The sequence below is a fragment of the Streptosporangium sp. NPDC087985 genome (assembly GCF_044741965.1).
Taxonomy (GTDB): Bacteria; Actinomycetota; Actinomycetes; order Streptosporangiales; family Streptosporangiaceae; genus Streptosporangium.
This window is the reverse complement of sequence record NZ_JBIUTQ010000004.1, coordinates 237375-262817: the sequence shown is the minus strand read 5'-3', so window position 1 is coordinate 262817 and position 25443 is coordinate 237375. Positions and strand designations below refer to the sequence as shown.

Genomic DNA, 25443 nt, shown 5'->3' with positions numbered 1-25443 from the left:
CGTACGGCCGGGGCGGGTTCACTCTCAAGGAGAACGAAATGCCTCAGCCCGCAAAGGGTGCCCGTCTCGGCGGAAGCCCGGCTCACGAGCGGCTGATCCTGGCCAACCTCGCCACCCAGCTGTTCCAGCACGGCCGGATCAAGACCACGGTGGCCAAGGCCAAGCGCCTGCGCCCGGTGGCGGAGCGGCTGATCACCAAGGCGAAGAAGGGCGACATGCACAACCGTCGCCAGGTGCTGACCGTCATCCGTGACAAGGGTGTCGTCCACCACCTGTTCACGGAGATCGCGCCGACCTTCGCCGAGCGTCCCGGCGGCTACACCCGCATCACGAAGATCGGCCTCCGTAAGGGCGACGCCGCCCCCATGGCCGTCATCGAGCTGGTGTCCGAGCCGCTGAACACGGTCCGCACCACCAAGGCTCCGGCCGCTGCCGAGGCCCCCAAGGCTGAGGCTCCCAAGGCCGAGGAGACCACCGAGGTCACCGAGGAGCCGAAGGCCGCTGAGGTCGCCGAGGCTCCCGCTGAGGAGACCGAGGCCAAGAAGGACAACGCCTGATCTTTCAGGTCATGTGATCGGGCCCGGCATCCCCTTCAGGGGTGCCGGGCCCGACCCCGTTCTCCGGGAGGAACATCGTGGTACGGCTACGCCTGGACCTCGCATATGACGGCACCGATTTCTCCGGTTGGGCGAAGCAGCCAGAGCGGCGGACGGTTCAGGGGGAGATCGAGGAGGCACTCGGCAAGATCCTCAGGCTTCCCGAGCCGCCGGGACTGACCGTGGCAGGGCGGACCGACGCCGGGGTGCACGCCCGGGGTCAGGTGGCCCATGTGGATCTCGAAACCGAGGCGTTCGGCGCGCTGGAGAGCCGGCACGGCCGACGAGCGTCCGTCGTCGGCGCCTCCGCCGGTGGCGACACCCTCGCAGGCGCCGGGCCCTCCGTCCCCCTCGGGGCCGGTGCGGTCCTTTCGGCCGAGGCCGGACCCGGACTGCCGGACGATCTCGATGAGCGTCTCTCCAGCCTCCGCAGAAGGCTGGCCGGAGTTCTTCCCTCCGATGTCAGGATTTATCGCGTTACGGTGGCTCCTGAGGGCTTTGACGCCCGATTCTCTGCGATGTCCCGGCGGTACGCCTACCGGATCTCGGACGCCCCGGGCGGCGTGGACCCACTCCGCCGCCGCGAGGTCGTCTGGTACACCCGGCCGCTCGACCTCGACAGGCTGAACGCGGCCGCGGCCGCCCTGCTGGGCGAGCACGACTTCGCCGCCTTCTGCAAGAAGCGCGAGGGCGCGACCACGATCCGCGAGCTGCAGCGGCTCGACTGGATCAGGGAGGACGGCATCCTCGTCGCGACGGTGGTGGCCGACGCGTTCTGTCACTCGATGGTCCGGGCACTCGTCGGATCGCTGCTGCCCGTCGGGGAGGGGCGCCTCCCAGTGGACTGGCCCGGGCAGGTGCTGACGCGGGCCGTACGGGACTCCGGGGTGCACGTCGCACCGGCACACGGTCTCTGCCTTGAGGAGGTCCGCTATCCCGAGCCCGCGGAGCTGGCCCGGCGGGCCGGGGAGACCCGCCGGGTACGCACGCTCAGCGCGTGACGGAGGTCTCCCCCCTCAGCTCCTCACACGGCGCTCGACAACCTGGGCGGTCTGGTCGCGGAACGCACCGCTGACCTTGCCGAGACCCTTCTCCCTCGCCGTCGGGGTGTGGCCGTCGCTGAATGTGGCGTAGCTGAACACGATGTAGCGGCCCCACACCAGCCCTGCCGCGTAGCCGCCCGCGATGTGCACCCGCTCGGCGCCGGTGCCCGGAGTGCCGGGCAGGCCGCGGAACCACAGGTTGCTGTTCAGGTCCTTGGCCTTGTCAACCTCGATGGCGGACTCCCGGGTGGGAAGCACCGCGATCCCCGTCGTCACGGCGTACTTCCGTTTGCTGTCCACGTAGGTGGCCCGCAACACCCGGCGGCAGTCCTTACTCCGCAGCGCGCCGGCGAACTTTCCGGCCGCCGCCGTCTGGCACTGCTGGGTGACGTCGGTCTTGACCCTGACGAAGGTCTCTCCCGCGATGGTCACCTTCTTGGTGAAGGTGCGGGCCAGGGTCAGGTTGCCCGGGTCGGTCTTCTCCGAGTCGATCACCGCGGTGTTGGCCGGTTCCGGCGCGGACGGCTCGGGATCCTCGGTGGGGTCGATGACCTCGGGGATGGGGATCGGAACAGCCGCACTGGCCTCCTTCTTGGCGTTGAACGACTGGTAGGCGAAGAAGGCGCCGGTGCCGATGCCACCGACCACGACCACCACCACGGCCGCGACCAGCAGAGTGCCCGCCTTGCCGCGGGGGGGAGGGGCGGGAGAGGAGACCGCAACCTCGGGCACGACCGCTGAGGGTGGGGTGAACGGGCCGCGCAGTTCGACCGTCCCGGCCGACGGCGCCGGCTGTTGGGCCGGCTGCTGGGCGGGCGGCGCCGGAACGAGCGGGAACAGCGGCGCGGTCATCGGTGAGCCGCTCAGCGGGGTGGTCTGGTCCTCGGCGGGTGGAGACAGCCCCGGCCTGCCGGAGTCGGGATCCTGGACCGGTTCGGGAAGCTGTGTCGCCGGAGCCGGGGACGGCACGGCGACACCGATGAGGGGTTCAGAGGACGACGGGGACACCTGTGGCATCAGCTCCGGTGGGGACGCCGGGCTCTGCGCGGCGGACGCAGGCACGGAGGGTGGGGAGCCCGGTCCGGGTGGTGGCGTGGAGCCCGGGGGCTCCTCGTGACCCGGCACGGCGGGTTTGGCGGTGTGGACCTTGACGGTGTTCTCGTCCGGGTTGCCGGGGAAGGCCGCGGAGGGCGGCCAGACGGCGACGTCGCCGTGAGGGACCGTGGTCCCTTCAAGGCCGGGCCATGCGGGCTCTCCCGTGGCCGGAGGCCGTTGAGGAGCGCCGTGGGCATCCGGGGCGGAGGAGGGCCACCCCGGCTGCGTATCGGCGGTGGCGGCGGTGAAGGCCGGCGGCGGCTGCCACGGCGGTGCTCCGGGCACGATCGACGTTCCTGAAGGACCTGCCGCTCCTGAAGAAGCTGCTGCTCCTGTCGGGAGTGGGGGTACGGCCCACGGCGAGGCGGAGGGGCCCGGAGGGGTGGGGAGGCCGTCGTCGGGGTCGGCGAACCAGTCGTAGGGAACGTCACCGTCGCCGGGGACAGTCCACGGCTGGGCTGTCCCCGGCGACGGCTCCGGCCACGCCGAGGGGTCGTAGGGCTGATCGTCACCTGTGAGAGCGGTCCGGGGCACGTGCGGCGAAGGCTGGCCGAAACTCGGCGGAGGCGTCGCCGGTGTGGCCGAACCTTCGGCTTCGCGTTCGTGTTCGGACCCGGATTCCTGGCCACGCATACGTCGAAGCGTAGCGATAGCCGGAGATCGTCATGCGGGTATGGGCGTTCCCAGCCGTATCGCCCACCGGTTCTGTGGTGGAAATCGACTCGACGGGCTCACGCTCAAGGTCGTTTTCCGGTCAGCGAGCGGGCCTCCAGAGCGGGGGTGACGGTCGCGTCGACCGCTCCGAAGGCCGCCTGGTTGAGCTTCTTGACCTCGTCATCCTTCGGCAGGTGGCCGTCCTTGTACTGGAACCAGACCATGACGGCGTAGTGCCCGTGGCTCCATCCGCCCGCGAACGCCTCGCCCTTCCCGAGAAATTTGGTGACGTCGTCCTTGCCGGGGAGCGCCTTGAGGTATTCCTCCCGGGACTTGCCGGCTCCGGCCGAGATGACCTTGGAGGCAGCCGCCGACGTGCTGAGGTTGGCGACCCCTACAGTGCCGATGATCGCGCCTGCGGTGTCGCGGAAGCTCGCCCGCAGGAGCTGGGTGCATCTGCCCGCGGTGAGTGCCTTCTGGATATTGCTGCCCACCACGGCGTCATTGCACTTCTTGTCCGTCCTGCGGGTGGTCATCTCGTACCTCTGACGGCCCAGCGCCACCTTCCTGTGCCCGAACAGCTCGTTCAGCGTGAGCGCGTAGCGGTCGGTGGCCCGGGAGCCGGCGAACCCGAACTTGCCCTTCGGGCTGCTGGGAAGCGGCACGCTGGAGGCCTGGGCGGGAGGGGCTGCCGTATGAGGGTCCGGAGGGGGATCGGAGTTGGCGAGCACGGCCAGGCCGACGCCTCCGGCGATCAGCGCGCCCAGAGCGCCCAGAGCGATGAAGATCGGCCGCCGGGAGCGTGGGCCCTCGTCGTAGGGGCTCCACATCGCCTTCCGCGGCTGCTCCGGCGGCTCCGGCTGTTCCGGCTGCGCGGGCCTCGCGGTGTCCGCGGGGTCCACATCACGGGGGGCCTGACCGTAGGGTGCCGCCTCGGCACCGCGGGGGGCGTGACCGTACGGAACCGACTCGGATCCGCGAGGACTCTGGTTGTGCGGTGCGGGCTCGAACCAGCGCTCGCCCTGTGCGGGTGGCGGCGTGTCAGGCTGGACGTACGGCTGGCGGCGCGGTGGCTCCCCGGGAAAACCCATGCGCCGAGGGTAGCCCGGTCTCGGCGCCGGTTGGCTCAGGAGTAGCCGAAGTCCTGCGTCCACCAGGGGCCGCCCGGGCCCTCCATGATCCCGACGCCGGTGGCGGTCAGCCTGCAGTTGAGGATGTTGCCCCGGTGGCTGCTGGTCGCCATCCATCTCCGCACCGTCTCGGCGGCCGAGGCGTAGCCGCGGCTGATGTTCTCCGCACCGCCGTCGCGGTAGCCGGCGGCCTCCATCCGGTCCCAGGGCGACGCGCCGTCGGGGGAGCTGTGGGAGAAGGTGCCGCTCTGGCCCATCTCCTCCGAGTGGGCCCTGGCCGACCTGATCAGCCGCCTGTCGATGCGGAGGGGGGCGCAGCCGTATTTTCTGCGCTGGACGTTGGTCAGCTGGATGATCCTCCTCTCCATCGAGGTCAGGGGGGAGAAGACGGAGGTGCCGCCCTCCCCTCCCCCTCTCTCTCCGTTGAGGATGTAGTGGGCTTCGTCGTCGTCGGTGAATTCGCCGGCCGGGGTCCGGGAGTCCCGGGGGACGCGCGGCGGGAACTGCTGCCGCGTCGTCACGGGAGCGGGGGAGGGACGGACGACCCTGGCGAGCGGCGCGCGCTGCCCGGTGGGGGTGGGCTTCACAGGTCCGGCGTTGTTCAGGTAGATCTGGTCAGGGGTCTCCTCGCCGCGGCTCTCCCTGCCGATGAGGAACCCGAGCAGCAGCACCGTCATCATGCACGCGAACAGTCCCATGCGGCGCAGGCTGGTCCGCTGGGTATGCCGGGGGTGAGGAAGCTGCCACATACCGCTGTCAAAGATAGAGATGTTTGCAATGAGGAAGAAGAGAATGTCGAGAACGTGTCGGAACCGTTCTGTGGAAGTTGAGTGCGCCGATTCCCGTGCACTCTCCCGTCGCCGGTAGACTGCTCGCGGACACCGGCGAAGTGTCGCGTCGTTTTGACCCCTGCTCATCTGCGCCGGTATCCTGCTAGTTCGTTGTGTGCGAATTGGTCTCCTCTGTAGACCGATGCGCGGCGCGTCCGGCGTCATCTCCTGAATTCAGGGAGACGGAAGGTCCGGGCTGTCGTGTGCCCGCACCTACCGACCATGTTGCTGTCATTTCCGACAGCGCTGAAGACGCGAGCAAAGAAGGCATACGACCGTGCGCACGTACACACCCAAGCCTGCCGAAGTCGAGCGTCAGTGGCACATCATCGACGCCACCGACATCGTGCTTGGCCGGCTGGCCAGCCACGTCGCGATCCTGCTTCGCGGTAAGCACAAGCCGACCTTCGCCAACCACGTCGACACCGGTGACTTCGTGATCGTCATCAACGCCGACAAGGTCGCGCTGACCGGCAACAAGCTCGAGCAGAAGAAGGCGTACCGTCACTCGGGCTACCCCGGTGGTCTGCGTGCGGTGACCTATGGCGAGCTCATGGAGAAGCGCCCTGACCGCGCGGTCGAGAAGGCCGTCAAGGGCATGCTGCCCAAGAACGCTCTCGGCCGGAAGATGATCAAGAAGCTCAAGGTCTACGCCGGCTCCGAGCACCCCCACCAGGCGCAGCAGCCTGTGCCCTTCGAGCTGACCCAGATCGCCCAGTAGTCGCTAGCTGCTTATCGCCAGCAGCGTTGGCCGATGGCCGACGCCGAGTAGGAAAGTTAGAGGAGAACCGTGGCTGAGTCCACCGGTGTCGAGACGCCCGTCGAGGGCGAGCAGGAGTACTCCCCGGAGGAGTTCCCCTCCGAGTACACCTCTGAGTCCACTGTCAGCGGCGAGGCCGCCGTCCGTAAGCCCATCACCACGGGCAACTCGTACGGCACGGGCCGCCGCAAGGAGTCCGTCGCCCGCGTGCGCATCGTGCCGGGCACCGGCAAGTGGACGATCAACGGTCGCCCGCTTGACGGCTACTTCCCGAACAAGGTCCACCAGCAGATCGTCAACGAGCCCTTCGTGGTTCTCGGTGCCGAGGACCAGTTCGATGTCATCGCCCGCATCAGCGGTGGTGGCGTGACCGGCCAGGCCGGTGCCCTGCGTATGGGCCTTGCCCGCGCGCTGGCCATCCTGGACGTCGAGGTCAACCGCCCGCCGCTGAAGAAGGCCGGCTTCCTGACCCGTGACGCCCGCGCCACCGAGCGTAAGAAGTACGGTCTCAAGAAGGCCCGCAAGGCTCCGCAGTACAGCAAGCGTTAAATTGGGGCGCCTTTTTGGCACCGACGGGGTACGTGGGGTCGCTGGTCGCGACCTCACGGCCGAGCTCGCCATGGACCTGTCCGTGGCCGCGGCTCATGTCCTCGGCGATGCCGGGGCGTTCAATGCCAGCGTCGGGCGGCGAGGCCGCCCGATCGCCGTCGTAGGCCGGGACCCCCGGGCTTCAGGAGAATTCCTGGAGGCCGCTGTGGTCGCCGGCCTTGCGTCGTCTGGCGTGGATGTCCTCCGGCTCGGCGTGCTGCCCACCCCGGCGGTCGCATACCTCACCACGGCTCTCGGAGCCGACATGGGCGTGATGATCTCCGCCTCCCACAACCCGGCCCCGGACAACGGGATCAAGTTCCTCACCCGCGGCGGCTACAAGCTGCCCGACGCGGTGGAGAGCGAGATCGAGCAGCGGCTCGGCGAGAAGTGGGAGCGCCCTGTCGGCGCTTCGGTCGGTCGCGTGCGCGAAGCGTACGGCGAAGCCGACCGTTACGTGTCCCACGTGCTGTCCACCGTGTCCCATCGTCTGGACGGCCTGAACGTCGTCCTCGACTGCGCCCACGGCGCCGCCCACGTGGTGGCCCCCGAGGCGTTGCAGAGGGCCGGCGCGACGGTTGAGACCATCGGGGCCCGCCCCGACGGTCTCAACATCAACGCCGAGGTGGGCTCCACCCACCTGGACAAGCTCCAGCAGATCGTCGTCTCCCGCAACGCGGACGTCGGGATCGCCTACGACGGCGACGCCGACCGCTGCCTGGCGGTCTCGCACACGGGCGAGGTGGTCGACGGCGACCAGATCATGGCCGTGCTCGCCATGGCGATGCACGCCGAGGGGAAGCTGGCGGGTGACACCGTGGTCGCCACCGTCATGTCCAACCTGGGCTTCAAGATCGCCATGAAGGACGCGGGCATCGACGTGGTCGAGACCGCCGTGGGCGACCGCTACGTGCTGGAGGCCATGAAGGCCGGTGGCTACAACCTCGGTGGCGAGCAGTCCGGCCATGTCCTCATGCTCGACCACGCCACCACCGGGGACGGGCTGCTGACCTCGCTCCAGCTGCTGGCGGTAATGGCCCGTGAGGGCCGTTCGCTGGCGGAGCTGGCATCGGTGATGACCCGGCTGCCGCAGGTCCTGATCAACGTCAAGGGCGTGGATCGGGCGAAGGCCACGGTCCCGGAACTGTCCACCGCGGTCGCGGCGGCGGAGGCGGAGCTGGGGGAGACCGGCCGGGTGCTGATCCGGCCGAGTGGCACCGAGCCGATGATCCGCGTCATGGTCGAGGCGGCCTCCGCCGAGCAGGCCGAGCTGATGGCGGGCCGCCTGGCGGACGTCGTCCGTACGGTCTGCGTCTGAACGTAGCCGCCCTGTCCTTGTCCGCTGTGCTCCGCACGCCGGGCAAGGACAGGGCGGCTGTCGTTCATCGACCGGTCAATATCTGAGACCGCCGAGCCGGCCGCCGGTCGGAGCCACGCCGCCGTTCCCCGGTCCGTAAGGTCGTGCCCGTCATGGCGGGCCATCGTGCCACCGTGTCATTCGGGCGGGTTGTGATCGCATTGTCCCCGAGGGTGTGCCGGTGACAGGGCCGCGATCCTCGGATAACGCGTGCCCGGAGAAGCATCTCATCTGACGCCACGCCAGCAATTCTCCGTCGTTGACACTTTCTGTCATTGATCGGAAACTCTGAGTTGCTGTAGCGGATCTTCCTTTCAGAGGTGCCGCCGGCGATACGCATTTCCCGGCCCGCGCCGCACGGTGACGCCGGGCTCACGGGGGTGGCGGCGATGAACGGGGACGTCCGCGCGGGTGCGCGACCCAGACGGCATGGCCGGAACGCGGCCGGTGCGGTGGCGTGGGCACCCCGGTGCAGAAGGTCGATCGCCCGGATCCTCGTGCTGGCCCTGACTGGTACGTCGACCGTGCTGGCCCCGACGACCGCGTCCGCGACCGGCACGGTCGTGTTCAACCAGCCCTTCCACGACAACACGGCCGACGGGACCGGCGCCGTGGTGCTGCCCGCGCTGCCCAGCGGCCAGTCAGGGACGAACGTCGCCTGCCTCACCGCCGCCGGCAATCCCAACACCGGCGTCCTGCACAGCTGCACCGGCAACCTGGACAGTCAGGGCTCCGGCAAACTGCGCCTGACGGACGCGACGACGGGTAAGACGGGCGGTGTTTTCGGCGCCGTCAGCGTGCCCACCTCGCAGGGTCTCGACGTGACGTTCAACACCTACCAGTACGGCGGAGGCGGGGCCGACGGCATCACCTTCGTGCTGGCGGCGGTCGCCCCGACCAATCCCCAGTCGCCGGCCAACATCGGCCAGTCGGGCGGTTCGCTGGGCTATACCGGGACCAGTAACCTGGCCGGCCTGGCATCCGGTTATCTCGGCATCGGCCTCGACGTTTACGGAAACTACAGCAGCAGCACCTATCAGGGGAGCGGCTGCACGAACCTGTCCGGGACGGGCGTCCGGGTGCCCGGCCAGGTCGTCGTCCGAGGGCCGGGCAATGGCACCGTCGGCTACTGCGCGATCAACACCACAGCCGCCTCGACGAGTGCCACCCCCCTCGCCCTGAGGTCGACCGCCCGCACGGCCGTCCCCGTCGAGGTCGGTATCAACCCCGGCAGCTCGGCTCTGCACACTGCCACCGGCCTGGTGATCCCGGCCAACAGCTACCGGGTGGTGGTCACCCTGGTGGATGGCTCGACCAAGACGCTGACGGGCACGCTTCCCACGGTCCCCACGGGCCTGTACCCGGCGAGCTGGCTGACCTCCGCGGGGATCCCCCGCCAGCTCGCGTTCGGCTGGGTGGGCTCGACCGGCAGCGTGACCGACTTCCACGAGATCGACAACGTCACAGTGACCACGGTCAGCGAGGTCCCCCAGCTGACCGTCGCGCAGACCAGCTACACCGCCACGACGCTGGCACCGGGCGCTTCGGTGACCTACAGCGTCGTCTCCGGCGTCGCCTCGGGCGGTCTCGGGGAGACCTCCCCGATCTCAATGACCCAGACCATGCCGGCCGGGGTGGTGCCGGTGGGCGCGTACGGCACGGGATGGGTCTGCGCGGCGCCGTCCGGGCAGACCATCACCTGCACCAACAGCAACACCCCGTTCGCGACGGGGGCGTCGTTACCACCGATCACCGTGACGGGCGTCGTCACCGGGAGCAGCGTCACGCCGGCGTTGGTCCAGACCGCGACCGTGGTCACGGCGTCGTCGGTGGACGCCAACCCCGCCTTCTCGTCGTCGACGACACCGGGAACGCTGCCGGCGGCGCCCAGCGGCATCAGTCTGAGCTCGACCACGGGCTCGATCGCCGGTGGCTCCTCGGTGGTCGTGAGCGGGTCGAACATCTCCACCGCGACCACCATCCAGATCGGCACCACCGCCGAGCAGGCGGCCGGCACCTCCGTTATCCTGCTGCCCTGCGCCTCCGGAGCCACCACCGGGTGCTTCACCGCCAACGCCAACGGCACCCTGACCATCCCCTCCATGCCCGCCAGGGCCACGGTCGCAGCGGTCAACGTCACGGTCGTCACCCAGGGGCTCTCCGCTGCCGCCACCTACACCTACACCTCCGCGCCCGGGACGCCCACCGTGCCCACGGCGGTGGCCGGAACGACCAGCGCGACGGTGAGTTGGACGGCGCCGGCCAGCAACGGCAGCACCATCACCGGCTACGTCGTCACGCCCTCCATCGGCGGCGTGGCCCAGACCCCGGTGGCCTTCGACGCCTCGGCCACCAGCAGGACGCTGACCGGGCTGACCGCGGGCTCGTCCTACACCTTCACCGTCGCCGCGGTGAACGCGATCGGCACCGGCGCGGCCAGCCCCGCCTCCACCGCGGTCGTCCCCTACAACGTCCCCGGCCGGCCCGGCATCACCGCGGCCACCGCCGGAACCACCTCGGCGGTCCTCACCTGGACGGCGCCGGCGAGCAACGGCAGCACCATCACCGGCTACGTCGTCACGCCCTTCATCGGCGGTGTCGCGCAGCCGACCCAGACGTTCAACGGCACCGCGACCACCCGGAGCGTCACCGGCCTGACCCCGGGAACCTCGTACACGTTCACCGTCGCCGCGGTGAACGCGGCGGGTCCGGGCCAGGCGTCCCTGCCCTCCAGCGCGGTCGTCCCCAACACCTCGCCCGCCTTCACCTTCGCCGCGCCGCCGGCCGGTGAGGTGAACGTCGCCTACAGCGTTCCGCTGACGGTCACCGGTGGTACGACCCCGTACGTGTGGTCGGTCAGCGCGGGCAGCCTGCCGCCCGGTCTCACCCTGAACGCCGCCACCGGTGTGCTGTCGGGCACCCCCACCCTGGGGGGCAGCTACTCCTTCACCGTGCAGGTGACAGACGCCAGCAGTGTGAGTGCCACCCAGGCGGTCACCCTGGTCATCGCGGCGGCGCCCGCCCTGACGTTCGCGGCGCCGCCCAACGGCGAGGTGAGCATCCCCTACAGCATCCCGCTGACCGTGACGGGCGGCACCGCGCCGTACGTCTGGTCGATCACCGCGGGCAGCCTGCCGCCCGGTCTCACCCTCAACACGTCCACCGGCCTGCTGTCGGGCACCCCGACATCGGGCGGCGCCTTCTCCTTCTCCGTCAAGGTGCTCGACGCCCAGAACCAGAGCACCACTAGAACGGTGAGCCTGACGGTCGCGGCGCTGCCGGTCTTCACTTTCAACCCGCCGCCGGCCGGGCAGGTCGGGGTCGCCTACAGCGTCCCGCTGACCGTCAGCGGCGGGGTCACCCCCTACACGTGGTCGGTCAGCGCGGGCAGCCTGCCGCCCGGTCTCACCCTGAACGCCGCCACCGGTGTGCTGTCGGGCACCCCGGCCACGACGGGCAGCTACCCGGTCACCTTCCGGGTGGCCGACGCGGCGGGCCTGGCCGACACCAGGGCGGCGACGCTGGTCATCACGGCCGGCCCCCTGGTCGTCGTCAAGACGGCCAACGTCTCCTCGGCGGCCCCGGGCGGCACCGTCGGCTACACGATCACCGTGAGCAACACCGGGTCGAGCGCCTTCACCGGCGTGACGGTGAACGACCCGCTGACGGACGTCCTGGACGACGCGACGTACAACGCGGACGCGACCGCGTCCAGCGGATCGGTCTCCTTCGCCGCCCAGACGCTGACCTGGACCGGCAACGTGGCGGCCGGCGCGACCGTGACCATCGGCTACTCGGTCACGGTGAACAGCCCCGACACCGGCAACAAGGTGCTGGCCAACGCGGTGACCTCACCAACAGTCGGCAGCACCTGCCCGGCCGGCGGCAGCGATCCCCGGTGCTCCGCCACGGTGACCGTCTCCGGGCTGTCCATCGTCAAGACCGCCGGCGTCTCGACGACGACCCCCGGCGGGACGATCGGCTACACCGTCACGGTGACGAACAACGGCCAGACCCCCTACACGGCCGCGACGTTCACCGACTCGCTGGCCGGCCTGCTCGACGACGCCGTCTACAACGCCGACGCTACCGCGACGGCGGGCAGCGTGTCGTACACCGCCCCCAACCTGACCTGGACCGGGAACCTCGCGGTCGGCGCGAGCGCGACCATCACCTACTCGGCCACGGCGAAGAACCCCGACACCGGGGATCGGACCGTCTCCAACACGATCTCCTCGACCACTCCCGGCAGCACCTGCCCGCCCGGAAACCCCGGCACGGGGTGCACCGCCACCGTCACGGTCCTGATCCCCGCCCTGGTGATCAGCAGCAGCGCGGACGTGGCCACCACGACGCCCGGTTCGATCGTGCACTATACGTTCACGGCCTCCAACACCGGGCAGACCCCGTACGTCGGGACGAGTTTCACCGCCTCCCTGGTGGACGTGCTGGACGACGCGACGGGCAACCTCGACCTCGTGGCGACATCGGGTACCGTCGTCCGCAACCCGAACGGCACCGCCACATGGACCGGTGACCTGGCCATCGGCGCGACCGTCACCATCACCGGCTCGGTCACGGTCAAGAACCCCGACAACGGCAACCGGGTGCTGAGGACCTCCGTCACGTCCGCCGCGCCGGGTAACACCTGCCCGGCGGGCAACCCGGCCCCCGGGTGCCTCACCACGGTCACGGTGCTGATCCCCGGTCTGACGATCACCAAGACGTCCGACGCGTCGACCACGACCCCCGGATCGGTCGTGCACTACACGGTCGCGGTCGTCAACTCGGGGCAGACGCCCTACACGGGGGCGACGTTCGCCGACGCGCTGGCCGGGGTGCTGGACGACGCGGCCTACAACGCGGACGCCACCACGACCAGCGGCTCGGTCGGCTTCGCCGGCTCCATGCTGACCTGGACCGGCAATCTGGCGGTCGGCGCGGTGGCCACGGTCACCTACTCGGTCACCGTCAACAACCCTGACAACGGGGACAAGACACTGACCAACACGCTCTCCTCACCCACCACGGGCAGCAACTGCCCTGTCGGTGGCAGTGACACCCGGTGCGCCGACAGCGTGACGGTCCTCATCCCGCAGTTGACGATCACCGCCGGGGCCAATGGGGCCACCACGGTCCCGGGTGGCGTGGTGGTCTACACGCTCACGCTGGCCAACACCGGGCAGACCCCCTACACCGGTGCCAGCGCCAGTTTCATCAGCGCGGGCGTGTTCGACGACGCGACCTACAACGGCGACATCACGGCCAGCTCGGGCAGCCTCCAACTCAGCCCGACCAGTGGCGCACTCGGGTGGACCGGGGACATCGCGGTCGGCCAGACGGTCACCATCACCGGATCGGTCACCGTGAACAGCCCCGACACCGGCGACCGGATCCTGAGCGCCTCCATCGTCTCCGATGCCTCCGGTAGCACCTGTCCCTCCGCCAACCCGGGAGCTCCCGGCTGCTCCGTGACCGTCACCGTTCTGGTCCCGGCACTGACGATCACGAACACCGCCGACACCCAGACGACCACGCCGGGCGGCACGGTCACCTACACGGTCACGGCCGTCAACACGGGCCAGACCCCCTACACCGGCGCCCAGGTGACCGAGTCGCTGACCCAGGTGCTCAGCGACGCGGTCTACAACGGTGACGTGTCCGCCACGGCCGGTACGGCCGCCGTCACGGGATCCAACCTGACCTGGACGGGTGACCTGGCGGTCGGTGCGAGTGCGACGATCACCTATTCGGTCACGGTGCTCAACCCGGACCCCGGTGACCGGCGTATGTACGTCGTCGCTGTGTCACCGACCCCGGGCAGCAACTGCCCGTCCGGCGGCACCGACATCCGGTGCGCCTCCTCGGTGACCGTCCTCGTGCCGGCGCTGACCGTCGTCAAGACCGCGAATGCCGCGACGACGACACCCGGGGCCACCGTCGGCTACACGCTCACCGTCACCAACTCCGGGCAGACGCCCTACACCGGCGCCACCGTCACCGACTCGCTGGCCGGGGTGCTGGACGACGCGGTCTACAACGCCGACGCGACGGCGACGGCCGGCAGCGTGTCGTACACCAGCCCCAACCTGACCTGGACCGGGGATCTGGCGGTCGGTGCGCGCGCCACGGTCACCTACTCGGTCACCGTGCGGAATCCCGACCCGGGCGACGCCCTGCTCGTGAACACCACCGTCTCGGCCGCGCCGGGGAGCAACTGCCAGACGGGGAGCACCGACGCCCGATGTGCCGTCTCGGTGCCGGTGGCGCGGCTGGTCATTTCCCAGAGCTTCGTCGGGAGCAGCACGACACCCGGTTCGACGATCCGCCTCAACGCCACATTCACCAACACCGGGCAGGTCCCCTACACGGGGATCAGCATCGCCAGTCCCACCGCCGGTGTCGTCGACGACGCCATCCCCAACGGGGACCAGGTCGCGAGCTCGGGAACGCTGATCCTCACTGCCACCGCCATTACCTGGACCGGCAGTATCCCCGTGGGGGGCGTCGTCACGGTCACCGGCACCCTGACCGTGAAGAATCCCGACCCGGGCGACAAGATCATCACTGGCACCCTGGTCTCGGCCGCTCCCGGCAGCAACTGCCCGTCCGGCGGCTCCGACCCCCGTTGCACGTCTCTGATGAACGTGCTCGTCCCCGGCCTGACGATCACCAAGACCGCCGACACCGGCGCCACCGTCCAGGGAGGTACCGTCGGATACACGGTCACCGTCACCAACTCCGGACAGACCCCGTACACGGGGGCGACGTTCACCGACTCGCTGGCCGGGGTGCTGGACGACGCGGTCTACAACGGCGACGCGACGGCGACGGCCGGCAGTGTGTCGTACACCAGCCCCAATCTGACCTGGACCGGGGATCTGGCGGTCGGCGCGACCGCCACGGTCACCTACTCGGTCACCGTGAACAACACCGCCCTTGGTGACCGGACGCTGGCCAGCACGGTCTCCTCACCCACCACCGGCAGCAACTGCGCCCCGGCGAGCGGCAACCCGCAGTGCAACAGCACCGTGATCGTGCTCATCCCCGCGCTGACGATCACCCAGACCGCCGCCCCCACGACGGCGGTGCCGGGAAGCACGGTCACCTACACGGTCACCGCCACCAACACCGGGCAACTCCCCTATACGGGGGCGACGTTCACCGACTCGCTGGCCGGGGTGCTGGACGACGCGGCCTACAACACCGACGCGACGGCGACGGCGGGCAGCGTGTCGTACACCAGCCCCAACCTGACCTGGACCGGGAACCTCGCGCCCGGCGCGAGCGCGACCATCACCTACACGGTCACCGTCGCCAACCCGCTGATCGGGAACGCGAACCTGGTGAGTGCGATCACCTCCACCACCCCGGGTAACAACTGCCCGGCCGGCGGGACCGACCCCCGCTGTGGCACCAGCGTCCCGGTCGCCCAGATCACCACGCTGACCTTCGACAAGGCCGCGAGCGCCCCCTCGGTCGCGCAGGGCGGGACGGTCACCTACACCATCACGGTCAGCAACAGCGGGCTGACCCCCTACGTCGACGCCACGTTCACCGAATCACTGGCCGGGGTGCTGGACGACGCGACCTACAACGGCGACGCCGCGGCCGGCACGGGTGTCGTCGCCGTTGTCAGCCAGGTCCTGACCTGGACCGGGACCGTCCCGGCGAACGGGTCGACCACGGTCACCTACTCGGTGACCGCGGACACTCCGGACTCCGGTAACGGGATCCTCACCAACACCCTGGTGTCGTCGTCGCCGGACAGCAACTGCGGGGTCGCGAGCACCGACCCCCGCTGCTCGGTGACGGTGACACTGGCCAGGCTCGCCATCCTGAACACGTCCGACGCGGCGACCTATCTGCCGGGCAGTGTGGTGCACTACACCACGGTGATGACCAACACGGGGCAGACGCCGTACACCGGGATCAGCGTCCTGTTCAACGGGATCGGCGGTCTCGACGACGCCGTCCCCGACGGTGACCAGAGCGCCACCTCCGGATCGCTGACGCTGGGCCTCGACGGGCTCACCTGGACCGGGAGCATCCCCGTGGGGGGCAGCGTCACGCTGACCGGCAGCATCACGGTGAACAACCCCGACCTGGGCGACAAGGTGATCCCCCTCACCTCGGTCTCCTCGGCGCAGGGCAGCCCGTGCCTCGTGGCGACCGCTCCCGGCTGCACCCTCACCGTCTCCGTGCTGGTCCCCGTCCTGACGATCACCAAGACGGCCGACAGGTCCGTGGTGGTTCCCGGGGGCGCGGTGACCTACACGGTCGCGATCGCCAACACCGGGCAGGCTCCGTACACCGGTGCCACCGTCACCGACTCCCTGTCCGGGGTGCTGGGCCAGGCGGTCTACAACGGGGACGCGACCGCGACGACCGGTACGGTCGGCTTCGCCAACAGCACTCTGACCTGGACCGGCGACCTGGCGGTCGGCGCGACCACGACCCTCACCTACTCGGTCACCGTCGGCGGCGCCAGCACGAGCGGCAAGCTCCTGGCCGACTCGGTCGCGTCCACCGCGGCGGGCAGCACCTGCCCGCCCGCCAGCGGGAACACGGCGTGTAGCGCGAGTGTCGTCATCCTCAGCCCGGTCCTGACGGTCGTGAAGACGGCCGGTACCACGTCGACCACGCCAGGCGGGACGGTCGGCTACACGGTCGTCGTCACCAACACCGGGCAGGTCCCCTTCGCCGCGGCGAACTTCACCGACTCACTGGCCGGGGTGCTGAACGACGCCGCCTACAACGGCGACGTGTCCGCCACGACCGGCACCGCCACTTTCGGCAGCCAGGCCGTCAACTGGACCGGGAGCCTCAACCCGGGGCAGGCGGCCACCATCACCTACAGCGTCACAGTCAACAGCCCGGGCACGGGTAACCAGAGACTGACCAGCGCCGTCACCTCCACCACCTCGGGCACCACCTGCCCGTCCGGCGGGACCAACCCCGACTGCTCCAACGAGGTCCTGGTCTCCAGGATCACGATCACGAACGTGGCGAACGTCACCACGGCCATCCCGACCCAGGTGGTGAACTACACGATCACGGTCACGAACAGCGGGCAGACGCCGTACAGCAGCGTCGTGGTGGACAGCCTGCTCGCCGGTGTCGTCGACGATGCGGTCTACAACGGCGACGGGGCGGCAACGGCGGGCAACCTCGTCGCCGTCCCCGGGAGCGGCGAGGTGGAGTGGAGCGGTCCTCTCGCGGTCGGGGTGACCGTCACTGTCACCTTCTCGGTTACGGTGCGCAACCCCGACCCCGGGAACAAGGTCCTGACCGCCGTCATGACCTCGGCGACCCCGGGGAACAACTGTCCCGTCGGGAGCACCGACCCGGCCTGCACCTCATCCGTGACCGTGCTGACCCCCGCCCTGACCGTCTCCAAGAGCGTGGACAGGACCACGGTCACCCCTGGCGGCATCATCACCTACACGATCACCGCTACCAACTCCGGCCAGAGCCCGTACACCGGGGCGACCGTCAGCGACGATCTCACGGCGGTCCTTTCCGACGCCGTCTACAACGGCGACGTGTCCGCCACGAGCGGCGCGGCCGTCTTCACCAGTCCCCATCTGACCTGGACCGGTGATCTGGCGGTCGGCGCGAGCGCGACGATCACCTATTCGGTCACCGTGCTCAACCCCGACCCCGGCGACAAACAGATCATCAACGAGGTCTCCTCCGACATGCTGGGCAGCACCTGCCCGTCCACCGGGAGCTCCCCGGCGTGCACGACGCTCGTCACGGTGCTCGTCCCCGCCCTGTCCGTCACCAACGTCGCGGACACCGTCACCACCACACCCGGCTCCACCGTCGGCTACACGGTCACGGTCACGAACTCCGGCCAGACCCCGTACGCCGGGGCGACCGTCACGGACGCGCTGGCCGGGGTGCTGGACGACGCGACCTACAACGCCGACGCGACCACCACCACCGGCGGTGTCGTGTTCGCCGACTCCGTTCTGACCTGGACCGGTGATCTGGCGGTCGGCGCGAGCACGACGATCACTTACTCGGTCACCGTGCGCAACCCCGACCCCGGGGACAAGGCCATGACCGGTGTCGTCGCCTCGTCCGTGCCGGGCAGCACCTGTCCGGCGGGCAGCACCAATCCCGCCTGCACCGCGACCGTCACCGTCCTGATCCCCGGCCTCGCCGTCTCCACCACAGCGGATACGGCGACCACGACACCCGGTGCCACCGTACGGTTCACGATCACGATCGCCAACTCCGGTCAGGCGCCGTACGCCGGGGCGACCGTCACGGACGCGCTGGCCGGGGTGCTGGACGACGCGGCCTACAACGGCGACGCGGTCGCCGCCTCCGGCACCGTCGTGCTCGCCGACTCCGTTCTGATCTGGACCGGCGATCTGGCGGCCGGCGCGACCACGACCGTCACCTACACGGTGACGGTCAACGCCCCCGACCTTGGGGACAAGACCGTGACCAGTGTCGTCGCCTCGTCCGTGCCGGGCAGCACCTGTCCGGCGGGCAGCACCAACTCCGCCTGCACCGCGAGCGTCACCGTGCTGATCCCCGCCCTGAGCATCGCCATGTCGGCCAACATGGCGACCACCACACCTGGGGGAACGATCGTCTACACGATCGCGCTCACCAACACCGGGCAGACGGACTACGCCGCCGCCTCCGTGGTCGCCGCGCTCGACGGGGTGTTCCCGGACTCGGTCTACAACGGCGACGCGACCGCCTCCACCGGCACCCTCGGTTACACGGCGCCGGCGCTGACCTGGACCGGCGCCCTCGCCATCGGCGCGAGCGCCACGGTCACCTACTCCATCACGGTGAAGAACCCCGACCCCGGGGACAAGGCGCTGACCAGCAACGTCACCTCGATCACACCGGGCAGCACCTGCCCTGCAGGCGGCACCGACCCGGCGTGCGCGACGTTCGTACGCGTCCTGGTGCCGCAGTTGACGATCACGCAGACCGCCGACTCCAGCACCGTCGTCGCCGGGAGCGCCGTCCACTACACGGTGACGCTGGCCAACACCGGTGAGACCGATTACACGGGTGCCGCGTTCACCGAGTCGCTGGCCGGGGTGATCGACGACGCCACCTACGACAACGACGCGACCGCCTCCACCGGCGCCGTCACCTACACCGACGGAACCCTGGGCTGGACCGGTGATCTCGCCATCGGCGCCACCGCGACGGTCACCTACTCGGTCACCGCCACCTACCCGGCTCCGGGCGACAAGGTCCTGACCGGCACCGTCGTGTCCACCACTCCCGGCACGACCTGTCCCGCCGGGGGGACCGATCCGCTCTGCACCACGATCGTCACCGTCCTCGTTCCCGGCCTCACCATCACCAAGACCGCCGACAACAGCGGCGACGTGGTCGCGGACGACACCGTCCGCTACACGATCGTGGCCACGAACACCGGCGAGGCCCCGTACGCCGCGGCCACGTTCACCGACCTGCTGGACGAGGTGCTGGATGACGCGACCTACAACGGCGACGCGACCGCCACCACCGGCACCGTCAACCAGGCCGGGAACCTGCTGACCTGGACCGGAGCTCTGCCGATAGTGGCGAGTGCGGTTGTCACCTTCAGCGTCACCGTCGCCGACGAAGGGGTCGGGGACGGGGCTCTCAACAACCAGGTCACCTCGGCGACCACGGGCAGCACCTGCCCCGTAGGCGGCACCAACCCCGGTTGCTCGGTCCTGATCACCGTGGCAGACACGGTTATCAACCTCACCGATCTGACCAGCAGCTTCACACTGAGCGGTCATCCGGACTCGACCGTCCGGAACAACGGAGCCGTGACCATGACGGTTACCACAAACAGTTTCAACGGCTACACCGTCACCGTGGAGGCGGCGTCTTCAGAGCTCACCTCGGGTCAGCCCGGCAACGACGCCACCATCCCGATCGGGAACCTGCGCGTGCGTGAGAGCGGCACATCGGCCTTCCAGGCCATATCGGCCACCACCCCGGTGATCGTTCACGACCAGCCCGGTCCGTCCTCACCCAATGGAGACGCCATCGGCAACGACTTCGAAGCCGACATCCCCTTCGTCCCGGTCGGCAACTATTCGGCGACGCTCACCTACATCGCGACGGCCAGGTGACGCGCCGCCGCCTCCGGCGGGATCTCGGCGGGGCTCATGAACGACGTCTCAACCGATGCATGAACAACGTGAAGGAGAAAGCCATGGCAGAGGTACGTCCCTCCACCGCTCAACGGCGCGCCGCCGCTCTCTGCGGACTCGGCGTGTTCCTAGTCGTCGCCCTCGCGCCACCCTCGTCGGCAGCGCCCGCGCTCAAGCCGCACCCGGAGGACAACAGCAGGAAGACGGCCGTCGCAGCCGCTCCCAGGTTGAGCATCAGCGTCGACAACGGCCGGACCGCCGTCAAGGAGGGGGACCGGCTCACCTACACCGTCACCGTCCACAACATCGGCACGAGCAAGGTGCGCGGACTCAACCTCACCCAGAGCCTGCCGACCGGCCTCCACTTCGTCTCGGCCGACGGCCACGGCACGGCCGACAAGGGCCAGGTCCGCTGGACCGTCGACGTGCCGGCGGGCAAGGACGCCACCTTCCACACCACCGCCGAGGTGCAGGCCACGCCGGAAGACCTGCTGCGCCTGGCCACCGTCGCCTGCGCGAGCACCCAGGCGGACGACAAGCCGCTCGTCTGCGCCACCCACTCCGACCAGCTGCCGGCTGGGGCGGCCGCGGAGAAGGCCGCTCGCGAGGCCGCCGAGCCCGCCACCGGCCGCCTGTGGTCCGCGGGGGCCGGGGTCGGCCTGCTGGCCCTGGCACTGGCCGGCATGCTGGCCATCCGCCGGTTCAGGCCCCGTGCCGGCCTGCGGCGATCGTCCTCATAACGGCTCAGAGCATCGGAGTACGGCCGGCCCCCCGGCGCAGGTCGTACTCCGATGCTCATTCGTCGCCGGTGAGGGAGAAGCTCCGCAGGCGCTGGCCGGCCCAGACGACCGCGCCGACGGTGATGACGATCAGGGCGGGTACGGCGAAGCCAGGGGCGATCTCGGCGGAGAAGAACGGCGAGGACGACACCTGGTCCCCGACCGACTGGGCCCACTGCTGGATGGAGAATCTGCGCGCCCCGGGGACGAAGTTCCCGACGACTCCCTCCCAGACGAGCGCGTAGACGATGCCGACGGTGACCGCGTGCCGGGTCAGGATGCCCAGCAGCATGAACACCGCCGCGTAGGCGACACCGCCGACGAGGGCGCCGAGGGCGAAGCCGTAAGCGATCCCGGACTGGAGACCGACCAGCAGGTAGGCCGCGACGAAGGTCGGCACGGCGGCGAACAGCGCGAGTATCGAGGCGGCGACCAGGAACTTGGTCTGCGCGATGACCGGGCGGGAGATCGGCTTGGCCAGCAGGTGGATGATCGTGCCGTCGTCGATTTCGGGGGCGATCACACCGGTCCCCGCGATCATCCCCAGCAGCGGCAGCATGGTGCCGATGGCGAAGGTCTGCATGAACGTGACCGTGACCTTCTCGCCTCCGCTGCCGATGACCTGCAGCAGCACGGCCAGCCCGATCAGCACCAGCGGCAGGATGATCAGCAGCCAGATCCGCCGACGGCCGAGCAGGGCCCGGTAGGAGATTCCGGCGATGACACCGTTCATGGTCAACCGCTCCTGTTGATCAGATAGGAGAAGACGCTCTCCAGGTCTTCGTCGGCCGGGGAGATCTGCCAGATCCGCACGTCGGCGTCCCGGGCGACCCTGGGCAGCAGCCAGGTGAAGCGCCGGAAGTCGACGGCCCGCACCTCCAAGTCGGCCTCGGTGAGGGAGACCGAGCCCGAGGAGGCGTCGGCGATCAGCGCCGAGGCCAGGCGGCGGTCGTCGCTGGAGCGGACCTGGAACACGTGGGGCCGGTCGGTCATCCTGCGGCGGATCTCACGGAAGTCGCCGGAGGCGGCGTGGCGGCCGGCGACCAGGACCTCGATGTGCTGGGCGACGCGCTCCACCTCCTCCAGGATGTGCGAGCTGAACAGGATGGTCTTGCCCGCGGCGCCCATGGTGCGGATCAGGTCCATCAGGTGCAGGCGCTGGCGCGGGTCCATGCCGTTGAACGGCTCGTCGAGCAGGAGGACCTCCGGGTCGTGCACGAGCGCCGCGGCGACCTTGACGCGCTGGCGCATGCCCTTGGAGTAGGTCTCCACCCTGCGGTCCTTGGCCGGCTCCATCTCCACCATGGCGAGCGCCTTGCGTGCGGCGTCGTCGGGGTTGGGTAGGCGGTGGAGTCTGGCGCTGGACAGCACGTACTGCCAGCCGGTGAGGAAGCCGTAGACGGCCTCGCGCTCGGGGACCAGGCCGATCGAGCGGTAGATGTCGTGGTTGCGCCAGATCTCCGTGCCGTCCAGGGTCGCGGTGCCGCCGGAGGGGGCCAGGAAGCCGGCCATCATGTGCAGCAGGGTGGACTTGCCCGCGCCGTTAGGGCCGAGCAGGCCGGTGACGCCGGGGCCGATGGTCATGGTGACGTCGTTGACGGCGACCACGTTGCCGTACCAGCGCGAGACCTGGGCCAGGTCGATTCTCATCGTGCGGCAGCCTTCCGGTAGCGGAGGACCAGTGCGGTCACCGACAGGGCGATCAGCGCGAGCATCAGCAGGATCGCCACCGCGACACCCGACCCCGGCGGGTAGACGGTGGGTGCCGCGGGTTTCGCACCGAAGATCCCCACCTGCACCGCGGCGTCGACGAGGAAGAACGGATTGATCATCCAGGCCCATGCGGCGGCGGTGTAGTCGTTCACCGACTCCATCGTCGCCGCGACGACGGTCGAGACGGCCGAGGTGAGCAGGTAGAAGGCGATGACCGAGGCCACACCGAGGCCGCGCCTGGGGGTGAAGGAGGCGATCGCCACACCGAGGCAGGCCAGCAGTACCGCGTAGGCGACGGCCCCGGCCAGGCTGGTGAGGTAGTCGGTGGTGTGCGTCGGACCGGGCAGGTCGATGACCACCTCGCCGAGGAACAGCACGGTGAGCGGGACCGCCAGCAGCAGGAACATCGCCGCGGCCATCGCCGCGAGCTTCGCCCCCACGTAGTCGGTCAGCGTCACCGGGCGCGACAGATAGAGCGGCAGCACACGGAACCGCAGGTCGGGTGCCACAGTGTAGGGGGCCTGCGAGGCCAGGAAGATCGCCAGTACGGCCTGCATGGTGACCGCGTACGTGGTGTAGCCCATCGCCTCCCGCTTGACCAGCGCCATGATCGCGATGGAGACGACCGCGGGGAGCAGCATGACGCCCGCGAGCAGGAAAGGAATGATCTTCGCGCGGGCCGTACGGCCCAGCCCGAACACCCCGCGCAGGCTGTGCACGGCCAGTGCCACGGTGGCGTGGGCGCGGCCGAGCCGTACGCCGTCGTAGTGGCGGTATCCGATGTCGTGGATGACACCCGTGGGCTCAGACATTGACCGGCTCCCTGAAGACGTCCTCGATGCGCTGGCGGCCCTGCTCCATGCGGACCAGGCAGAGGTCGAGCTCGCAGACGGCGTCGCGGAGGGTGTCGAAGGTCTCCGGTGCCCGGACGTGGACCAGGAGCATCCGCCCGTGGGCGGTGACGGTCTCGCCCAGCTCGGTGAGGCGGGCCGCCAGCGCGTCCTGGCCCTCCTCGACCTCCACCGTGACGGTCTGGGTGGTCTGGGTGAACTCGCCGATGGGCGAAGAACGCAGCAGCTTGCCGCCGTCGATCACGATGACGTGGTCGCACACCCGCTCCAGCTCGCCCAGCAGGTGGGAGGTGACCAGCACGCTGATGCCGAACTCGGTGCCGATCCGGCGGATCAGGGCGAGCATCTCGTCGCGGCCCTGCGGGTCGAGGCCGTTGGTGGGCTCGTCCAGCAGCACCAGCCGCGGGTCGTGCACCAGGGCCTGGGCCAGCTTGACCCGCTGTTTCATACCGGTGGAGTAGCCGCCCATCGCGCGGTAGCGCTCCTCGTAGAGGCCCACGTGGCGCAGCACGTCGGCGGCGCGTTCCCGGGCCGCGGTGCGCGGCAGGCCCGACATCCGCGCCATGTGCACGGTGAACTCGGTGGCGGACAGGTCCGGCGGCAGACAGTCGTGCTCGGGCATGTAACCCACGACCCGGCGGATCTCGGCGCCCTGGACCGTCACGTCCATGCCGAGCACCTGGGCGCTGCCGGCGGAGGGGGGGAGCAGGCCCAGCAGGATCTTTATCAGCGTGGACTTGCCCGCGCCGTTGGCGCCGACCAGACCGGTCACGCCGGAACCGACGGTGACGGTGAGCTGGTCGAGCGCCGTCACCCGGGGGAAACGTCTGGTCAGTCCCTCGGTGGCGAGGATAGTCATGCTCGGACACTACCTACCGTGTGGCGTGAATTCCTCCGCCTCACGTAGGAGCCGTCCCTCCTCCGTGAGGGCGGCCACGGCTCCTACCCGCGCCCCTGTCCGGGGGTCAGGCGCGGCGGAGCCGTACGCGCCGGACGGAATGGTCGGCGCCCTTGTGCAGCACCAGGCCGGCCCGGCCCCGGGTGGGGGCGATGTTCTCCACGAGGTTGCGCTCGTTGACGTCGCGCCACACGTTCCTGGCGAACGCGGTCGCCTCGTCGTCCGACAGGTCGGCGAGATATTTGAAGTAGGACTTGGGATCCTCGAAGGCGGTGCGGCGGAGTTTGTGGAAGCGGTCCAGGTACCAGTCGCGGATGTGCTCGATCTTGGCGTCCACGTAGATGGAGAAGTCGAAGTAGTCGTTGACCGCGAGCGCGGTGGGCGGGGCGGGCTGCAGGACGTTGAGGCCCTCGACGATGAGGATGTCGGGCCGGCACACGGTCTGGGTCACACCGGGCACGATGTCGTACTCCAGGTGGCTGTAGACGGGGGCGCTCACCTTGGGCAGGCCGGCCTTGACGTCGGCGACGAACCGGACCAGGGCCCGCCGGTCGTAGCTCTCCGGGAAGCCCTTCCGGTGCGTGATGTCTCGCTCGGCGAGGATCTTGTTCGGGTAGAGGAAGCTGTCGGTGGTGACCAGGTCCACCCGGGGGTGCTCGGGCCAGCGGGCCAGCAGGGTGTGGAGCAGCCGGGCGGTGGTGGACTTGCCGACCGCGACGCTGCCGGCGATACCCAGGATGTACGGCGTGGGCCGCTGGCTGGTTCCCAGGAAGGTGTTGAGCGCCGCGCTGCGCTGCTTGGCCCCGGTGAAGTGCAGGTTGAGTAGCCGCGTGAGCGGCAGGTAGATGTCGGTGACCTCGGTGAGGTCGATCGGGTCGTCGATCCCGCGCAGCTCCTCAAGCTCGTCCTCGGTGAGCGTCAGAGGCGTGTTCTTGCGGAGTTCGCTCCACTGCGCCCGGCTCAGCTCGACGTACGGCGTCGCGTCCCACCCGTTGGTCATAACTTCGAAGCCTAC

15 protein-coding genes are annotated in these 25443 nt (G+C 69.7%); 7 read left to right on the top strand and 8 right to left on the bottom strand.

Translation table 11 applies throughout. The features are described from left to right. Nucleotides 1–38: 38 nt before the first annotated feature. Both rplQ and ACIN94_RS12250 read left to right on the top strand, forming a co-directional pair. A complete protein-coding gene (rplQ, locus tag ACIN94_RS12255) occupies nt 39–557 on the top strand; it encodes a 50S ribosomal protein L17 (RefSeq protein WP_400703667.1) in 519 nt (172 codons plus the stop codon). 41 nt (nt 558–598) lie between these two features. After that, nucleotides 599–1597, top strand: coding sequence for a tRNA pseudouridine synthase A (locus ACIN94_RS12250; protein WP_400703664.1), 999 nt, complete (start codon nt 599–601; stop codon nt 1595–1597). A 15-nt stretch (nt 1598–1612) separates the two neighbouring features. Here ACIN94_RS12250 and ACIN94_RS12245 read toward each other — a convergent pair whose 3' ends face one another. The 3 genes from ACIN94_RS12245 to ACIN94_RS12235 all read right to left on the bottom strand — a co-directional run bounded on the left by ACIN94_RS12245 (nt 1613) and on the right by ACIN94_RS12235 (nt 5216). Next, a complete protein-coding gene (locus ACIN94_RS12245) occupies nt 1613–3367 on the bottom strand; it encodes a hypothetical protein (RefSeq protein WP_400703661.1) in 1755 nt (584 codons plus the stop codon). Between the two features lie 104 nt (nt 3368–3471). Next, nucleotides 3472–4479 (bottom strand): hypothetical protein, encoded by a 1008-nt coding sequence (locus ACIN94_RS12240; protein ID WP_400703658.1) that lies wholly within the window; start codon nt 4477–4479, stop codon nt 3472–3474. 35 nt (nt 4480–4514) lie between these two features. Continuing rightward, the gene (locus ACIN94_RS12235) at nt 4515–5216 is read right to left on the bottom strand and encodes a CAP domain-containing protein (RefSeq protein WP_400703655.1); all 702 of its coding nucleotides are present in this window, start codon (nt 5214–5216) and stop codon (nt 4515–4517) included. A gap of 409 nt (nt 5217–5625) precedes the next feature. Between ACIN94_RS12235 and rplM the strand changes: the two genes are divergently transcribed. The 5 genes from rplM (at nt 5626) to ACIN94_RS12210 (ending at nt 20927) form a co-directional block, all read left to right on the top strand. Further along, on the top strand, nt 5626–6069 hold the full coding sequence (rplM, locus tag ACIN94_RS12230) for a 50S ribosomal protein L13 (protein WP_400703652.1): 444 nt from the start codon (nt 5626–5628) through the stop codon (nt 6067–6069). Nucleotides 6070–6138: 69 nt separating this feature from the next. After that, nucleotides 6139–6657: a 30S ribosomal protein S9 gene (gene rpsI, locus ACIN94_RS12225; protein WP_400703649.1), complete on the top strand. Its 519-nt coding sequence runs from the start codon at nt 6139–6141 to the stop codon at nt 6655–6657. Between the two features lies 1 nt (nt 6658). Then, nucleotides 6659–8014 carry a phosphoglucosamine mutase gene (glmM, locus tag ACIN94_RS12220; RefSeq protein WP_400703646.1) on the top strand — a complete coding sequence of 452 codons (1356 nt, stop codon included), beginning with the start codon at nt 6659–6661 and terminating at the stop codon, nt 8012–8014. A 428-nt stretch (nt 8015–8442) separates the two neighbouring features. Further along, a complete protein-coding gene (locus ACIN94_RS12215) occupies nt 8443–20166 on the top strand; it encodes a fibronectin type III domain-containing protein (RefSeq protein ID WP_400703643.1) in 11724 nt (3907 codons plus the stop codon). Between the two features lie 83 nt (nt 20167–20249). After that, complete coding sequence (locus ACIN94_RS12210) at nt 20250–20927, top strand: hypothetical protein (protein WP_400703640.1); 678 nt, start codon at nt 20250–20252, stop codon at nt 20925–20927. Between the two features lie 55 nt (nt 20928–20982). On the opposite strand, the gene ACIN94_RS12205 is transcribed toward ACIN94_RS12210, so the two are convergent. The 5 genes from ACIN94_RS12205 to coaA form a co-directional block, all read right to left on the bottom strand. Next, nucleotides 20983–21699, bottom strand: a complete 717-nt coding sequence (locus ACIN94_RS12205) for an ABC transporter permease (RefSeq protein ID WP_400703637.1) — start codon at nt 21697–21699, stop codon at nt 20983–20985. Nucleotides 21700–21701: 2 nt separating this feature from the next. Further along, nucleotides 21702–22616, bottom strand: coding sequence for an ABC transporter ATP-binding protein (locus ACIN94_RS12200; RefSeq protein WP_400703634.1), 915 nt, complete (start codon nt 22614–22616; stop codon nt 21702–21704). Continuing rightward, a complete protein-coding gene (locus ACIN94_RS12195; RefSeq protein WP_400703631.1) occupies nt 22613–23491 on the bottom strand; it encodes an ABC transporter permease in 879 nt (292 codons plus the stop codon). The genes ACIN94_RS12200 and ACIN94_RS12195 overlap by 4 nt, the downstream gene beginning before the upstream one ends. After that, complete coding sequence (locus tag ACIN94_RS12190) at nt 23484–24389, bottom strand: ABC transporter ATP-binding protein (protein ID WP_400703627.1); 906 nt, start codon at nt 24387–24389, stop codon at nt 23484–23486. Before ACIN94_RS12190 ends, ACIN94_RS12195 begins: the two co-directional genes overlap by 8 nt. Before the next feature lie 106 nt (nt 24390–24495). Next, entirely contained in the window at nt 24496–25428 is a 933-nt protein-coding gene (gene coaA, locus ACIN94_RS12185; protein ID WP_400703624.1) for a type I pantothenate kinase, read from the bottom strand. Between the last annotated feature and the right edge of the window lie 15 nt (nt 25429–25443).

Excerpts from the sequence above, each read along its gene's own strand:
- ACIN94_RS12215 (WP_400703643.1), top strand. The coding sequence starts at position 8,443 with ATGAACGGGGACGTCCGCGCGGGTGCGCGACCCAGACGGCATGGCCGG.
- rplQ (WP_400703667.1), top strand. The coding sequence starts at position 39 with ATGCCTCAGCCCGCAAAGGGTGCCCGTCTCGGCGGAAGCCCGGCTCAC.
- ACIN94_RS12200 (WP_400703634.1), bottom strand. The coding sequence starts at position 22,616 with ATGAGAATCGACCTGGCCCAGGTCTCGCGCTGGTACGGCAACGTGGTC.
- ACIN94_RS12190 (WP_400703627.1), bottom strand. The coding sequence starts at position 24,389 with ATGACTATCCTCGCCACCGAGGGACTGACCAGACGTTTCCCCCGGGTG.
- coaA (WP_400703624.1), bottom strand. The coding sequence starts at position 25,428 with ATGACCAACGGGTGGGACGCGACGCCGTACGTCGAGCTGAGCCGGGCG.
- ACIN94_RS12195 (WP_400703631.1), bottom strand. The coding sequence starts at position 23,491 with ATGTCTGAGCCCACGGGTGTCATCCACGACATCGGATACCGCCACTAC.
- ACIN94_RS12205 (WP_400703637.1), bottom strand. The coding sequence starts at position 21,699 with ATGAACGGTGTCATCGCCGGAATCTCCTACCGGGCCCTGCTCGGCCGT.
- ACIN94_RS12210 (WP_400703640.1), top strand. The coding sequence starts at position 20,250 with ATGGCAGAGGTACGTCCCTCCACCGCTCAACGGCGCGCCGCCGCTCTC.
- ACIN94_RS12240 (WP_400703658.1), bottom strand. The coding sequence starts at position 4,479 with ATGGGTTTTCCCGGGGAGCCACCGCGCCGCCAGCCGTACGTCCAGCCT.
- ACIN94_RS12245 (WP_400703661.1), bottom strand. The coding sequence starts at position 3,367 with ATGCGTGGCCAGGAATCCGGGTCCGAACACGAACGCGAAGCCGAAGGT.
- ACIN94_RS12235 (WP_400703655.1), bottom strand. The coding sequence starts at position 5,216 with ATGGGACTGTTCGCGTGCATGATGACGGTGCTGCTGCTCGGGTTCCTC.